At 69.6% G+C, this 16,764-nt stretch carries 2 protein-coding genes (1 of these 2 cut by a window edge); both read right to left on the reverse strand.

Annotation, left to right across the window (positions count from 1 at the left end):
* On the reverse strand, positions 1-10,177 hold the 5' portion of the coding sequence (locus tag CCN37_RS10895) for a non-ribosomal peptide synthase/polyketide synthase (protein ID WP_168200618.1). The gene continues 8,762 nt to the left of window position 1, outside the view; 10,177 of the gene's 18,939 nt are visible here — the first part of the coding sequence; the start codon lies at positions 10,175-10,177; its stop codon lies off the left edge, out of view.
* Positions 10,177-16,695: a non-ribosomal peptide synthetase gene (locus tag CCN37_RS10900; protein WP_086820609.1), complete on the reverse strand. Its 6,519-nt coding sequence runs from the start codon at positions 16,693-16,695 to the stop codon at positions 10,177-10,179. The genes CCN37_RS10895 and CCN37_RS10900 overlap by 1 nt, the downstream gene beginning before the upstream one ends.
* Between the last annotated feature and the right edge of the window lie 69 nt (positions 16,696-16,764).

Below are 16,764 nucleotides of genomic sequence, written 5' to 3' on the forward strand. Positions count from 1 at the left end.
CCCGCCGGTCAACCTTGCCGCTCGGCGTCAACGGCATCGCGTCCAGCGCCACGAACGCGCTCGGAACCATGTACTCCGGCAGCCGCTCCCCAAGGCGTTCGCGCAGCTCATCGACAACGATCCCCAACGGCTCCTTTGACGCACCAAGGGAGGCGTTGATGTTGGGGGCCACGTAGGCGATGAGGCGGTTGCCGCGGGTGATCACTGCGGCGGAGGCCACCGAGGGGTGGGCGAGGAGGGCGGTCTCGATCTCGCCGAGTTCGATGCGGTGGCCGCGGATCTTGACCTGGTTGTCGGTGCGGCCGAGGTATTCGAGCACGCCGGAGCCGGTCCAGCGGACGCGGTCTCCGGTGGCGTACATGCGAGTACCGGTCTCGAACGGGTTGGCTACGAAGCGCGACGCGGTCAGCCCGGGGCGGTTGAGGTAGCCGCGCGCCAGCTGAACGCCGGACAGGTACAGCTCGCCGGGCACTCCGATCGGGGCCGGGCGCAGCGAGGTGTCCAGCACGTACGCCTGGAGGTTGCGCAGCGGTCGGCCGATCAGCGGGCGAGGACCGGCCAGGCGCGTGGACACGGAGTCCACGGTGACCTCGGTCGGGCCGTAGTAGTTGTACGTCGCGGTGGTGTCCACAGTGGACAGCTCGCGCCACAGCGGTTCGCTGACCGCCTCACCGCCGAGCGAGAGCACCTTCGGCTTGTGCGAACCGGACAGCAGGCCCGCCGGAATCAGCTGCTGCGCGTACGACGACGTGAGGTCCAGGAAGTCGATCTCGTGCTGCTGGACGTACTCCGTGAACAGATGCGGTTCCATGCGGACCGTGTCGGAGATGACGTGCAGTTCGTGGCCGTCCGCGAGCAGCACCAAGCCTTCGAGCGAGGTGTCGAAGGAGAACACCGCCGACAACGCCACGCGCAGGCGCGAACCCCCCGCGTCGGCCACGAAGTCGTTGCGGTGGCTGACGAGCAGGTTCACCAAGCCCGCGTGCGCGACGACGACGCCCTTCGGCGTGCCGGTGGAGCCGGAGGTGTAGATGACGTACGCGGCGTGCTCGGGAAGCGGACCGGGCAGCTCCGCAGATGAATCCACAGCGGACGGGAGCGAGGTCAGCACCAGTGCGGGTCGGGCATCGGAGAGCATGAAGTCGATGCGCTCAGCGGGAAGCTTCGGGTCGATCGGCAGGTAAGCCGCGCCCGCCTTGAGCACGGCGAGGATCGCGATCACCATGTCCGCCGAGCGCGGGAGGCGCAGCGCGACGATCTGCTCCGGACCCGCGCCATCGGCGATGAGCTGGTGCGCGAGACGGGTGGTCAGCGCGTCCAGCTCCGCGAAGGTGTAGCGCTGCTCCTCGAACACCAGCGCCGTCGCGTCTGGCGTGCGCGTCGCCTGCGCCTGGAACATCGCGGGGAAGGTCGACACGGGAACGTCGAGAGCGGTGGCGTTCCACGTGGTGAGGACGCGCGTGCGCTCGGCCTCGGTGGTCAGCGGCAGTGCGGAGAGCGCGCGCTCGGGGTCGGCGGCGATCGCGGTCAGCAGCACGACGAGGTGTTCGGTGAGCCGCGCGACCGTCGGCTCGTCGAACAGCTCCGTGCTGTACTCGATGGCGCCGAGCAGGACGGGACCGGCTTCCTGGAACTCCACGGTGATGTCACACGTGGACGTCACCACCGGCAGCTGCACCTGCGAAACGTCGAGCCCGGCGAGATCCGGGACCTCGCTCGCGGTGTTCTGCAGCAGCACCATCACGTCGAACAGCGGGTTGCGGCTCGGGTCGCGGTCGGGCTGGAGCGCGTCGACCACGCGCTCGAACGGCACGTCCTGGCGGGCGAAGGAGTCCAGCACCGTGCGGCGGACCTCGCCGAGGAAACCGGTGAACGTGCTCGAAAGGTCCACAGTGGACCGGAGAACGAGCGTGTTGATGAAGAAGCCGATCACGCGCTCCAGCTCCGCGCGCTCGCGGCCGGAGGCGACGGTGCCCACGGCGATGTCGTCCTGCCCGGAGTAGCGGGCGAACAGCACCTTGCACGCGGCGAGCAGCGTCATGAACAGCGTGCCGTCCTGCGCCGTGCCGAGTCGCTTCAACCGCGCGAGCACTTCGGCGGGCACCACGAACTCGTACATCGCGCCAGCCGCGCCACGCACGGCGGGACGGGGGTGATCAGTCGGCAGGTCAAGGGGTTCGACGCCGGTCAGCCGCTGCTTCCAGAAGTCGAGCTGGTCGGCCACCATCGGCGCGGACAGCTGCTCGCGTTGCCACTGCGTGAAGTCGACGTACTGCAACGGCAGCTCGGGCAGGTCGCGGCCCGCGTACAGGCTGCTCAGCTCGTCGGTGAGCACGGCCGTCGACCAGCCGTCGGTGATGATGTGGTGCAGCACGACCAGAAGCACGTGCTCGTCGGCCGAAAGGCGGAGCAACCGCGTGCGGATCAGCGGCCCCTGACGCAGGTCGAACGGGGTGCTGTTCTCCTCGGTGAGGATCGCTTCGAGTTCCCCGGCGGTGATGTCCTGCACCGCGACGCTGATCTCGAAGGGCGGTCGGACGATCTGCACGCCGTCGTCGAAGACCGTGCGCAGTGACTCGTGCCGCGCGACGAGCGTGGTGAGCGCGGCGTTGAGGGCGTCGACGTCGAGCTTGCCGCGCAGTCGAAGAGCGGTCGGCGTGATGTAGTCCGTGCTGTCCGGCTCGAACTGGTCGAGGAACCACAACCGTTGCTGCGCGAAGGACTGCGGTGCTCGCCCATCCGATGCGCGTTCGACGACGGGGATCGCCGCGGCCTTGGTCTTCGGCAGCGCGGCGGCCAGTCCGGCGACCGTGGGGTTGCGGAACACCGCGCGCGGCGACAGGTGCACGTCGAAGGCTTCGCGGAGCTTGGAGATGACGCGGATGCTCAAGATCGAGTCACCGCCGAGCGCGAAGAAGTTGTCCTCCGCGCCGACCCGCTGCACGCCGAGCACTTCGGCCCACGCGTCCGCGATGACCTGCTCTGTCTCGTTGCGAGGCTCGACGTAGACGGTCTCCGACTGCGCTTCGACCTCCGGCAACGCCCGCCGGTCGATCTTGCCGCTGGGCGTCAACGGCATGGCGTCGAGTGCCACGAACGCGCTGGGGACCATGTACTCCGGCAGGCTCCGCGCGAGGTGATCGCGCAGGTCGCTCGCGGTGGAGACGGTGTAGGCGATGAGGCGGTTGGCGCGCGCGATGACGGCGGCCTCGCTCACCGAGGGGTGGGCGAGCAGGGCTGCCTCGATCTCGCCGAGTTCGATGCGGAAGCCGCGCACCTTGACCTGGTTGTCGGTGCGGCCCAGGTACTCCATGGCACCGGAGGAGGTCCAGCGGACGCGGTCTCCGGTGGCGTACATCCGCGAACCGTCCTCGAACGGATTCGCGACGAAACGGGAAGCGGTCAGCCCGGGTCGGTCGAGGTAGCCGCGCGCGACCTGTGGCCCGGCGAGGTACAGCTCACCCGGCACGCACGGTGGAACCGGACGCAGCGCGGAGTCCAGCACGTAGGCGCGGACGTTGCGGATCGGCGTGCCGATCACCGGCTCGAAGTGCGGGTCCAGCGGAGCGAACACAGCGTCCACTGTGGTCTCAGTGGGACCGTAGTAGTTGAAGCCGGTGACCTCGGAGTCGCGAACTTCCCGCCACAACGGCGCGTTCGTGGCTTCGCCGCCGAGCATCAGCGCGCGCAGCCCTGAGCGCAGCAGCCCCGCCGCGATCAACTGCTGGGCGTAGGACGGCGTGAGGTCCATGAAGTCGATGCCGTGCGTGGACACGTAGTCGACCAGCGCGGGCGGATCGAGGCGCAGCTCGTCGTCGATGATGTGCAGTTCCTGGCCCGCCGCGAGGAAGATCGGGCCTTCCCACGAGGTGTCGAAGGAGAACACCGCCGTGACCGCCGCCTTGACGCGGCCCGACGAAGCGAGCGGAGTGATCAGGTCGCGGACGTGACCGTGATACAGGGTCGCGAGGTTCCCGTGGGAGACAACGACACCCTTGGGCTTGCCGGTGGAACCCGACGTGTAGATGACGTACGCGGCGTTGTCCGGGCCGATGGCCACGCCGGGATTGGTCGACGGCTGGTCGGCGGCGTCGGGCAGCTCGGTGAGCACGAGCATGGGCGCGGCGTCGGCGAGCAGGAAGTCCAGGCGCTCGGCGGGAAGCTCGCGGTCCAGCGGCAGGTGCACCGCGCCCGCCTTGAGCACACCCAGGATGCCGATGATCATGTCAGCGGTGCGCGGCAACCGGAGCCCGACGACCTTCTCCGGCCCGGCACCCATCGAGATGAGCTTGTGCGCCAAGCGGTTCGCGCGCTCGTTCAGCTCCAAGTAGCTCAACGCCGAGCCCTGGAACACCACGGCGGTCGCGTCCGGAGTCTGGGCGGCCTGGTCCTCGAACGCCGAGGGGAACAGCGCCGACGGCGTCTCCCAGGCGGTGTCGTTCCACTCCGTCAGCACACGCTGGCGCTCGTCGGCGGAGAGCCAGCTGAGCGCGGACAGCGGCCGGTTCGCGTCCTCGGCGATCTCGCACAGCAGCATGCGCAGCCAGCCCGCGATGCGCTCAGCCGTCGAGGCGTCGAACAGGCGCGGATCGTAGGCGAGGTCGAAGTTCAGCCGGTCGACGAGGTGCGCGGTCAGCGTCAGGGGGAGGTTCGTGGTGTCCAGCGCGGACACGTTGGCGACGCGAACACCTTCACCGGTGCTCTCCTCGAACGGGTAGTTCTCGAAGACGAGAACGCTGTCGAAGAGCGTGGTCCCGCCGACGTAGCTCTGAAGCTGCGCAAGGGAAACGTAGTCGTAGCGCCGGGACTCACTTTGCGCGGCCTGGAGCGAACGAAGCCACTCGGCGGTGTTCCGCGAACTGTCCACAGTGGTCCGCGTCGGCACGGTGTTGATGAACATGCCGACCATCGACTCGACACCGACGAGCTCGTCCGGCCGACCCGAAACCGTGCTGCCGAAGGTCACGTCGCGGGAGTCGCTGCACCGCGACAACAACAGCGCCCACGCGCCGGAGACGACCGTGTTGACCGTGAGGCCGTTGCTCTGCGCGATGGCGCGCAGCCGGGCTGACTCTTCCTGCGACAAGGAGACGCGGACAGCCGAAGTGCCCTCGGCGCGGTGGGCCTCGGTGGGCTGGCGATCGTAGGGGAGCGGCGTCGGGGACTCGAAACCTTCTAGAACGCGGTGCCAGTGCTCCGCAGCCGCCGACGTGGACTGCGCGTCGAGCCACCGGAGGTAGTCGCGGAACGGACGTCGCGCGGGCGGAGTGCGCTTGCCCGCGTACACGTCGCAGACCTCGCCGAAGACCTGCGCGGTGCTCCAGCCGTCGAGCAGCACGTGGTGCGAGGACCAGATCACCAGCACGCGGTCGTCGGTGTAACGAGCGATCGCCACGCGCATCAGCACGTCGGCGTTGAGGTCCATGCCCTCAGCGCGATCCTCGTCAAGCACCCGCGAAAGCTCGCGATCACGGTCCTCTTCGGACAGTCCGCGCCAGTCGAAGTGCTCGACCGGCAACGCGACCTCGCGGCGAACCACCTGAACGGGCTCGTCAACGCCCTCCCAGACCACACCGCTGCGCAAGATCGGGTTGCGGTCCACGACGGTCTGCCAGGCGTCGCCGAGCAAGCGAGGGTCGGAGACGCCGTCCAGCTTCAGCCGGATCTGGTCCACGTACACGCCGGAGGTGGAGTCGACGAGGCTGTGGAACAGCATTCCCGCTTGCAAAGGCGTCAGCGGGTAGATGTCCTCGACGTTCGCGCCCGTGCCCGCGATGCGGTCCACCTGGGACTGGGTGAGCTTGGCCAACGGGAAGTCCGACGGAGTGCGACCGCCGACCCCAGAGCGTCCACAGTGGACGACGATCTCCCTGAGCGCTGACACGGTCTGCTCGGCAACGCGGCGCACGGTGCGTTCGTCGTGCACGTTCTCCGAGTAGATCCAGGTCAGCTCCAGCTCGCCGTTCTCCACCACCCCGGCGACGTCGAGCAGGAACGTGCGCGTCTCGGTGGGTGCGAGGTCCTGGCCAACCGCCTCGTGACGCTCGCGGAAGAGGCCTTCCGAGCCCATGTCGAACTGGCCGTGGTAGTTGAAGCTCACGCCGGGCAGCTCGTGCTTGTCCAGGCCGCCCTTGAGGTAGCGCAACGCCTCGAAGCTCAGGCCCCGGTGCGGCACGGCGCGGAGCTGTTCCTTGACGGACTTGAGCACCGTGCCCCAGTCCTCGGACGGCATGCTCAGTGCGACGGGGAACTGCGTGGTGAACCAGCCGATCGTGCGGGAGAGGTCGACGCCGTCGATGATCTCCTCGCGGCCGTGGCCCTCCAGTGCGACGGACACCGTGCCCTCGCCCGTCCACCACGACAGGGCTCGGCCGAGCGCGCTGAGCAGCACGTCGTTGACCTGCGTGCGGTACACGCCGGGCACCTGGTGCAGCAGCGCGTCGGTCTCGTCCTTGGTGAGCCGCACGGAGACGCTGCGCGTGGAGCCCGCCGTGTTGGGGCCGTCGCGGTCCACCGGCAGTGAGACGTTCGTCGGCAGGCTCGCCCAGTACGCCAGGTCATCGTCCAGCGCTCCGCCCGCGACGTGCGCGGACAGCGCGTGCGACCACTGGCCGAAGGAGGTCCCGACCGGCTCCAGTTCCGGGGCGGAGCCCGCGCGGATCTGGTCGTAGGCGGCTTCCAGGTCACCCAGCAGGATTCGCCAGGACACGCCGTCCATGGCGAAGTGGTGCACGGTCAGGAAGAGCTTCGGGCCGTCCAGCAGAACGGCCCTGATGACCGGTCCGTTCTCCAGCGACAGCCCGGTCTGCGCGGCGAGCGGGTCGGTGCCGCGCTCCAAGACGATCTCACTGTCCACAGGGGACTGCGTCCGGTCGTTCAGCCGCAGCCGCAGTGCTTCGTGATGCCTCACCACGATGGTGAGCGCCTGCTCGAGGGCTCGTTCGTCCACATCGGACGCGAGCCCGATCAACGCGGACATCGTGAAGTGGTCGATCGGGCCGTGCTCGGCGAGGAACCAGTGCTGGATCGGCGTCAGCGGCGCGGGCCACGACGGCTGCTCCACGACCTCCGCCGCGACGGCCGGGGTGACCGCGACGGCCAGTTCAGCGACAGTCTGGTGCAGGAAGACGTCCCGCGAAGCCAGCTTCAGCCCGGCCTTGCGCGCCCGCGACACGATCTGGATGCTCAGGATCGAGTCGCCGCCGAGCCCGAAGAAGTTGTCCAGCACGCCGACCCGGTCCACGCCGAGCGCGCTGGCCCAGATCTCCGCCAGCGTCGCCTCGACCTCCGTGCGCGGCGCGACGTGGTCATCGCCGTCCCACTCCGGGGCGGGCAGCGCGCGACGGTCGACCTTGCCGTTCTTCGTCAGCGGGATCTCGTCGAGCACCACGAACGCCGCCGGAACCATGTACTCCGGCAGCGACCCCCGCAGGTGATCACGCAGCTCGCCGGTGTCGGCGACCACGTAACCGACGAGGCGTTTCTGGCCGGGGGTGTCCTCGCGGGCGATGACGACGGCCTCGCGGACGGAGGGGTGGGAGGCGAGGGCGGTCTCGATCTCGCCGAGTTCGATGCGGAAGCCGCGGATCTTGACCTGGTCGTCGGTGCGGCCGAGGTACTCAAGCTCCCCGGAGGCCGTCCAGCGCACGAGGTCGCCGGTGGCGTACATCCGCGAACCGGCGCCGAAGGGGTTGGCCACGAAGCGCGACGAGGTCAGACCACGACGGTTGAGGTAGCCGCGCGCGACCTGGGCGCCCGCGAGGTACAGCTCACCCGCGACACCCGGCGGCACGGGCCGGAGTCGGTTGTCCAGCACGTAAGCCTGGAGGTTGCGCAGCGGTCGGCCGATCACCGGGCGGGAGCCGCGAACGCGCGTGGACACGGCGTCGACGGTGACCTCGGTGGGGCCGTAGAAGTTGTAGCTCGCGGTGCCCGGTACGGAAGCCAGCTCGCGCCACAGGGATTCGCTGAGCGCCTCGCCGCCGAGCATGAGGATCTTGGGCTTGTGCGGGCCGGAGAGCAGGCCGGCGGGGATGAGCTGCTGCACGTAGGACGGGGTGAGGTCGAGGAAGTCGACGCGCCGCGACCGCACGTAGGAGACCAGCGCGTCGGCGTCGAGCCGGACCGAGTCCTCCAGCAGGTGCAGCTCGTGGCCGTCGGCCAGCAGGACCGGGCCCTCCCACGAGGTGTCGAAGGAGAACACGGCGGACAGCGCCACCCGGAGCCGTCCGCCACCCGCGTCGGCCACGAAGTCGTTGCGGTGGTTGAAGAGCAGGTTCACCAGGTGGCGGTGCTCGACGACGACTCCTTTGGGCAAGCCCGTCGACCCCGAGGTGAAGATGATGTACGCGCCCTGTTCGGGGTGGATCGCGACATCCGGGTTGGTAGCGGGAAACGTGTCCACATCGGACAGATAACCCGTGCCGGTCACGAGGATCACCGGGTCCGCGTCGGCCAGCATCGCCGTGCGCCGCGCTTCGGGGAGCCCGGGGTCGATCGGCAGGTACACCGATCCCGTCTTGAGCACCGCGAGGATCGCGACGACCATCTCCGTCGAGCGCGGCAGGCTCAGCGCGACGACCCGCTCCGCGCCAGCTCCGGAGGCGATCAGCTTGTGCGCCAAGCGGTTCGCGCGCTCGTTGAGTTCCTTGTACGTCAACTCATCGGTGCCGCACACGAGCGCGGTCTCGTGCGGGCGCTGCGCGACCTGCGATTCGAACAGCTCCACGTAGCTGTTGCGCGGCACGTCGAGCTGGGTGCTGTTCCACTCTTTGGTGACCCGCGCCAGCGAACCCGAGTCCATCAACGAGAGCTGGTCAAGGCGCGTGTTGACCGCGAGCGATCCGAGCAGCGTGGTCAGGTGAGACGCCAGCCGCTCCATCGTCGCGGCGTCGAAGAGATCGGTGCTGTACTCGAAAACGCACTCCAAGCCCGAAGCGCGCTCGGTGAACTCCACGCTGAGGTCGAAGTTCGCGGCCCAGCGGTTGAGGCTCACCTCCGAAGCCTGGAGCCCGGCGAACTCCGGCAGACCGCGCTGCGCGTTCTGCAAGAGCACCATCACGTCGAACAGCGCGTTGCGGCTCGGGTCGCGCGCGACGCCAACCGCGTCGACCAAGCGGTCGAAGGGCAGTTCGTCGTGGGCGAAGGCATCGAGCGCCGTGGTGTTGACCTCGCGAAGGAACTCGCCGAAGGTCCGCGAAGAGTCCACAGTGGAGCGAAGGACCACGGTGTTGATGAAGAAGCCGACCACACCAGCGAGTTCCGGCCGCGACCGACCCGAACTGACGGTGCCGAGCGCGATGTCCGACTGCCCGGAGCAGCGCGCGAAGAGCACCTTGCACGCGGCCATCAGCACGGTGAACAGCGTCGTCTCGCACTCGCGCGCCAACGACGACAGCCGCGACACGACGGACGGCGACAGCATGAACTCGTGTGCGGCACCCGCCGAGGTCCGCACCGCCGGGCGCGGCCGGTCGGTCGGCAGGCCCAGCGGCTCGATGCCGTCGAGCTGCTTCTTCCAGTAGTCCAGGTGCCCGTCCATCGACGCCAGCCGGCCACGCTGCCACACCGCGAAGTCCGCGTACTGCAACGACGGCGCGGCCAGATCTGCCGACGCATAGAGCGTGCTCAGTTCGGTGGCGAGCACTCCCATCGACCAGCCGTCCACGACGATGTGGTGCGAGCTGAGCAGCAGCACGTGCTCGTTCTCGTCAACGCGCGCGATCATCGCCCGGAACAACGGACCGTTCCGCAGATCGAAGACCCAGGAGAACTCCTGTTCCAACAAGGAGTTCAGGTCCTCACGCGCGCAGTCCACCACCGGGACCGGCAGCTCCCCGGCGGGGTGCACGACCTGCACCGGCGTGCCGTCCAGCTCGCCGATGGTCGTCCGCAGCGACTCGTGTCTACTGTGGACGGTGCGCACCGCCGCGACGAGCTTCGGCAGGTCGAGCGCGCCGGTCAGCCGCACCGCCAGCGCGCTGTTGTACTCGTTGTCGTCCGGGTGCAGCTCGTGCAGGACCCACAACCGCTGCTGCGCCAACGACAACGGCAACGGCTCGTCGCGCGGCGCGGCAGGGATGAGGTCGACGCGCTTCGCCTTGCCCGCCAGCCGCTGCTTCAGCTTCTCCTGGAGGTGCGCGGGCAGGGCGGAGGCACGGTTCTGCTTGGACGACATCAGTTTTCTTCCTCAGCAGCGAGAGCCTCGAGCTCCCGCAAGATCGTTTCTTCGACGAGCGCGGCCAGTGCGGCGACCGTGCGGCTGGTGAGCACATCACGCGGAGTGAGCGCGACGTCGAAGGCTTCCTTGACCTGGGAGGTGATGTGCAGGCTCAGGATCGAGTCCCCGCCCAGGTCGAAGAAGTTGTCCTCGATGCCGACCTTCTCCACCCCGAGCACCTCGGCCCAGATCTCCGCCAGCGCCTCCTCCAGTTCGGTCTCCGGCGCCACGTAACCGACCGGAGCGGCGGGCGAAGAGCTGAAGCGCTCGACCTCGGCAACGGCCACCTCGCCGGTGAAGGCGGGAACGGAACCGTCGGTGGTGATGTCGACCAGCAGCGAGCGCAGGTCGGCGCCGAGGCGGCCGATGGTGTCGGCGTCGAACAGCTTCGGCTCGAAGCCCAGCACGAAGGACAGCTGCTCACCGGGGTAGACCGTCGCGCTGAGCGGGAAGTTCGTCGTCTCCACCGCCCGCAGCTCGCGCAGGCGCAGCCCGTGCGCGCTCGCCGCGTCGTCGTCGATCGGGTAGTTCTCGAACACCAGCAGGCTGTCGAACAGCGACCGGCCACCGGTGACGCCGCTCCACGCCTGCATCTGCGTCAGCGACACGTGCTCGAAGCCCCGGGCCTCCACCTGCGCGGCCTGAAGCTCGCGCAACCACTCGGAGATCTCGGTATCGCCCGGTACCGCGACCCGCACCGGCAGCGAGTTGATGAAGATGCCGGTGATCGCGTCCACGCCGGCGAGATCGGCCGGGCGGCCGGACACCGTCGAGCCGAAGCACACCTCGCTCCGTCCACTGTGGCGGGACAGCAGCAGCGCCCACGCGCCCTGCACGACCGCGCTCGGCGTGATGCGGTGCTCCTTCGCGAACGCGTACAGCCGCGCGGAGTCCTCAATGGACAGACCGAACGACTGCTGCTCCGAAGCCGCGGTGTCGTGCAGGTCGGTGCTCGCGCGGTCCTGGGGGAGCGGCGTGGGCTCGGTGAAGTCGCCGAGCACCTTGCGCCAGTGCGCCTCCGCGGCGTCCTTGTCCTGGCCCTGCAACCACTCCACGTAGTCGCGGAACGGCCGCCGCTCCAACGGCTCACCGCGCCCGGAGTGCGCCTCGAACACGTCGGAGAGCACCTGGAAGACGCTCCAGCCGTCCAGCAGCACGTGGTGGAACGTCCACAGCACCTGGACCTCGGTCCCCGACAGCCGCGCGAGCGCGACGCGCATCAGCGGCGCGGCGGCCAGGTCGAGACCTTCGGCGCGGTCGGACTCCAGCAGCGAGGCCAATCGAGACTGGCGCTCGGAGTCGGAAACACCGGTCCAGTCGAGGAAAGTGACGGGGAGCCGGACCGAGTCGTGCACGATCTGCACGGGCTCGCCGACGCCCTCCCACACCACGGAGCTGCGCAGCACGGGAGTCCGGTCGACGACCTGCTGCCACGCCTCGGCGAAGCGCTCGCTGTCGCGAACGCCGTCCAGCACGAAACTGGTCTGCTGGAAGTAGGCACCCTGATCACCCTGGGACAGGCCGTGGAACACCATCCCGGCCTGCATCGAGGTGAGCGGGTAGACGTCCTGTGTGGACGGAGTGACCAGCCGGTCGACCTGCTCCTGCGTGAGCCGCGCGAGCGGGAAGTCCGAAGGCGTCCGCCCACCGGAACCGGCCGCGGCGCAGTGCGTGATGATCTCCTGGAGCGCGGCGAGCAGCGCTCCGGCCAGCGCGCGGACCGTGTCGCCCTCGTACTGCGCTTCCGAGTAGTACCAAGTGAAAGCGAGCGCGCCCTTCTCCACCCGGCCGACCACGTCGAGCAGGTACGTGCGCTGCGCCTCCGGGGCCATGTCGAGCGCGAGCTCACCCTGGCTGTCGTCGAAGCGGCCCAGGTAGTTGAAGCTCACCTGCGGTGCGGCCGTGAGCGCGGCGTCGCCGGAGATGTGGCGCAGCGCCCCGTAACCGATGCCGCGCCCGGGAATCGCGCGTAACTGCTCCTTGACCGACTTCAGCGCCTCGCCCCAGCCGGAGTCCGGCAGGTGCAGCGAGACCGGGAACATGGTGGTGAACCAGCCGACCGTCCGCGACAGATCGACGTCGCCGAACAGCTCCTCGCGGCCGTGCCCCTCCAGCGCCAGCAGCACGCGCTCGGTGCCGGTCCAGTCGCTGAGCACGCGGCCCAGCGCGGCCAGCAGCACGTCGTTGACCTGGGTCCGGTACGCCTCGGGCACGTCGCGCAGCAGCGCATCGGTTTCCGTGGTGGAAAGGTAAACGCTGACCTCGCGCATCGACGCGGCGTCGTTCACGCCCTCGTGGTCCACCGGCAGTTCACATTCAGCGTGCTCGCCCCAGTACCGGCGCTCGCCGGAGAAACCACCGTCAACGGTGTGCGCGGTGAGCCGCCGCGACCACTCCTGGAACGACGTGGACTTCTGTCCGATGTGGATGGTGGAGCCGCGAAGAGCCTGCCGGTAGGCGGTTTCCAGGTCCTCGGCGATGATCCGCCACGACACGCCGTCCACGACGAGGTGGTGCCCGGTCAGCAGCACGGTCCGCGCGTCCAGCACCTTCGCCCGCAGCAACTGCCCGGCGCCGAGGTCGAACGCCTCGTCCGGGGCCGCGTCACTGAACGGCTCCACGGCACCGACCGGCGCGTTGTCCTGCGCCCAGTCGCCGTCCACCACGCGGAAGCGCATGCGCAGCGCGTCGTGGTGCTCGATCACCGCGACCAGCGCGGCGCGCAACGCCACCACGTCGGCCTTCTCGTCCAACATGATCCGCATCGACTGGTTGAACCGGTCGGGGGAGACGCTGTGGCCGGTGAGGAACCACTTCTGGATGGGCGTCAGCGGCACGTCGCCGACGACCTCGCCCTGCTCGCTGTGCTGCTGCTGCACGCGCGCCTCGGTGACGTGCGGCGCGAGCGCGGCGATGCTCTGGTGCTGGAAGATGTCCTTCGAGGACAGCACGAGCCCGGCCTTGCGCGCCCTGGTCACCACCTGGATGCACAGGATGGAGTCGCCGCCGAGGGAGAAGAAGTTGTCCCGCACGCCCACCTTCGGCACACCGAGCACGTCGGCGTAGATCTCCGCGAGCGTGGCTTCGACCGGCGTCCTGGGCGCGACGTGCTTGGACTCCGCGCGAGCCTCAGCTGGAATCTCCGGCAGCTCGTCGCGGTCGAGGGAGTCCACGAACACGAACGCGGTCGGCACCATGTAGTCCGGCAGCACCTGCGCCAGGAAGGTCCGCAGCGCAACGGAATCCTGCTTGCGCGCCTTCACGAACGCCACGAGCCGACCGCGACCGGCCTCGGTGTCCACCACGGCGACCGCATCGTCCACATCGGAGTGTCGCAAAAGGACGGACTCCACCGAATCGACGTCCACCCGGAAACCGCGCACGCGCACGATCTCGGCGGTGTCGGCGACGACCTCCTCGGAGCCGCGCATCGGCAGGTCGCCGAGCACGCTGTCCGGAGCGGACACGATGCCGCTGAGCAACACCTCAAGGTGCTCGCTCATCCGCGCGATGGTGTCCGCGTCGAACAGATCGGTGTTGTACTCGATGGTCGTGGTCAAGGAGTCGGCGGTCGGCCAGAACTCCACCACGACGTCGAAGCGCGACGACGGGCGCGGCAGGTCGTGCTCGCTGACGCGCAGCTGCCCCATGCGGTCGCGCCGCACCAACGGCTGCTGCAACGCCACCAGGGCCTGCACGAGCGGAGTCCGGCTCGGGTCGCGCTCCGGCTGGAGGTGTTCGACGAGGCGGTCGAACGGAATCTCGTCGTGCGCGAAGGCTTCCAGAACCGTCTCGCGGACCTCGGCGAGGAAGTCCGGGAACTCCAGTAATGGGTCTACATAGGACCGCAGCACCAGAGTGTTCACGAAGAAGCCCGCGATGCCTTCGAGTTCCGTGCGCCCGCGACCCGAGTTCACCGTGCCCACGGAGATGTCGCGCTGCCGCGAGTACCGGGACAGCATGATCTGCACAGCGGCCGTCAACGTCATGAACAACGTCGCGTCGTGCGCTCTGGCCACAGTGGACAGTCGCTCGACGAGATCGGTCGGCAGCACGCTGCGGTGCACGGCTCCGGCCGAGGTCCGCACCGGCGGGCGGAGGTGGTCGGTCGGCAGGTCGAGCACTTCGAGGCCGTCGAGCTTGTGCCGCCAGTACGCCAGGTGCCCGTGCGAGACGCCGCCGCCCAGCACGTCCTTGGAGCGCTCCCGCTGCCACACCGCGTAGTCGGCGTAGGAGATCGGCAGTTCGGTGAGCATCGCGGGCAGGCCCTGGACGGCCGCCGTGTACAGCTCGGCCAGCTCCTCCAACAGCAGCGACACCGACCAGCCGTCGGTGATGATGTGGTGCTGCGCCCACAGGAGCACGTGCTCCTCGGCGCTGACCTCCACCAGCAGCACGCGGGTCAGCGCGCTCGACAGCAGGTACGGGCGGCTCAGCTCGCGCTCCAGCTCGGCGTCCACGTCCACGCCGGAGACCACTCGCACGGGGATCACGCCCTCGTCGGCGATGACCTGGAACGGCTCTCCGTCAACGGAGTCGAAGGTCGTGCGCAGCGCCTCGTGCCGCTGCGTCAGCTCGTCCAGCGCGGAGCGCAGCGCCACCATGTCCAGCGGCCCGCTCAGCCGCAGAGCCACACCGGTGTTGTGGTCAGTACCACCGGGAGCAAGATCCTCCACGAGCCAGAGCCGTTGCTGCGCCGAGGAAAGCGGCAACCGGCGACTGCGGTCGGCGCGCGGAATCCACTCCGCCGCGGTCGCGGTCTCGGGCAGCAGCGCGGCCAGCGTAGCCACGGTCGGCGCGTCGAACACGGCGCGCGCGGAGACCGCACTGCCGTACTTCTCCCGCAGGCGCGCCAACACCTTCACGGCCAGCACGGAGTCGCCGCCGAGCCCGAAGAAGTCGTCGTCGATGCCGATCTGGTCGGTCCCGAGCGCGTCGGAGAACAGGCCCGCCACGACCTCCTCGCGCTCCGTGCGCGGACGGCTGTCCACCGCACCGGCGCGCGCGGGCGCCGGGAGTGCCTTGCGGTCGAGCTTCCCGTGGGGGCTCAAGGGGAACGCGTCGAGCGTGACGAACGCGGCCGGCACCATGTAGTTCGGCATCTCCGCCGCGAGCGCTTCGCGGACGGCCGCCGGGTCGGCGGAGCCGGTGAGGTAGGCGATGAGCCGCTTGTCGCCGGGGCGGTCCTCGCGCACGATCGCGACGGCCTGGCGCACGCCGGGAACCGCCTGCATCGCGGCCTCGATCTCGCCCAGCTCGATGCGGAAGCCGCGCAGCTTGACCTGGTGGTCGGCGCGCCCCACGAACTCCAGCACCCCGGCCGGAGTGCGCCGGACGACATCGCCCGTGCGGTACATCCGGCTCCCGGCCGGGCCGAACGGGTCCGCGACGAAGCGCGTCGCCGACAGCCCGGGACGGCGCAGGTAGCCGCGCGCCAGACCGACACCGGACACGTACAGCTCGCCGACCTCGGTCGGGCGCAGCGCGGCGTCCAGCACGTACGCGGAGGTGTTCCAGATCGGGCCACCGATGGGCGGCGGCGCGTCGGCGGGCACCAGCGGACGGCTCCACGTCGAGACCACCGTGGCCTCGGTCGGACCGTAGGCGTTGATCATGCGGCGACCCGGGGCCCACCGCTGCACCAGTTCCGGCGGGCAGGCGTCACCGCCGACGACGAGCGTGCGGAACTCCGGCAGCCGCACGCCGTCCGGCACGGTGGCCAGCGCGACCGGCGGGATGAGCGCGTGGCTGATCCGGCACCGCTCCAGCACCTCGGCCAGCTGCTCGCCCAGCAGCGGCCCCTCCGGCGGCACCACCAGCGCGGCACCGAGCGGCAGCGACATGCACAGCTCCAGCACCGAGGCGTCGAAGCTCGGCGAGGAGAACTGGAGCACCCGGTCGCCCGGCCGCACGTCGAAGCGCTCGGCCTCGGCCGCGGAGAAGTTCGCCAGACCCCGGTGCGACACCACGACGCCCTTGGGGCGCCCGGTGGAGCCGGAGGTGTAGATGACGTAGGCGGCGTTGTCCGGGGTCATGTCGACGACCGGGTCGCTCTCCGGCTGCCCCTCGCACTCCGGGAGCACGTGCAGCACGAGCAGCGGCCTCGCGTCGTCGATCATGTACGCGATCCGCTCGCGCGGGTAGGCGGGGTCAACCGGCAGGTACGCCGCGCCCGCCTTGAGCACCGCCAGCTGCGCCACGACGATGTCCACCGAGCGCGGCAGCACCAGCGCGACGATCTTCTCCGGCCCCGCGCCCGCCGCGATCAGCTTGTGCGCCAGGCGGTTCGCCCACGCGTTCAGCTCCGCGTAGCTCAGGCGGCGGTCGCCGTCGAGCACGGCGAGCGCGTTCGGCGAACGCGCCACCCGCGCCTCGAACAGCTCGGGGAAGGTCCGCGCGGGCACTGCTCGCGCGGCCTCGGTCCACTCCTGGGTCAGTGCGGCGAACAACGGCGTCGGAGCCGTCTCAGCGGTCATCGGTGGTCGACCCTTTCGGGAACGGTCGGCATGCTTGAGGGCCGGGGCGCACCCGGCGGGGACTGGGGG

The sequence above is a fragment of the Allokutzneria sp. NRRL B-24872 genome, assembly GCF_002155965.1.
Classification (GTDB): domain Bacteria; phylum Actinomycetota; class Actinomycetes; order Mycobacteriales; family Pseudonocardiaceae; genus Allokutzneria.

Bases quoted from the DNA above. Each gene is read 5' to 3' on its own strand.
- CCN37_RS10900 (WP_086820609.1), bottom strand. From the start codon at position 16,695: ATGACCGCTGAGACGGCTCCGACGCCGTTGTTCGCCGCACTGACCCAG.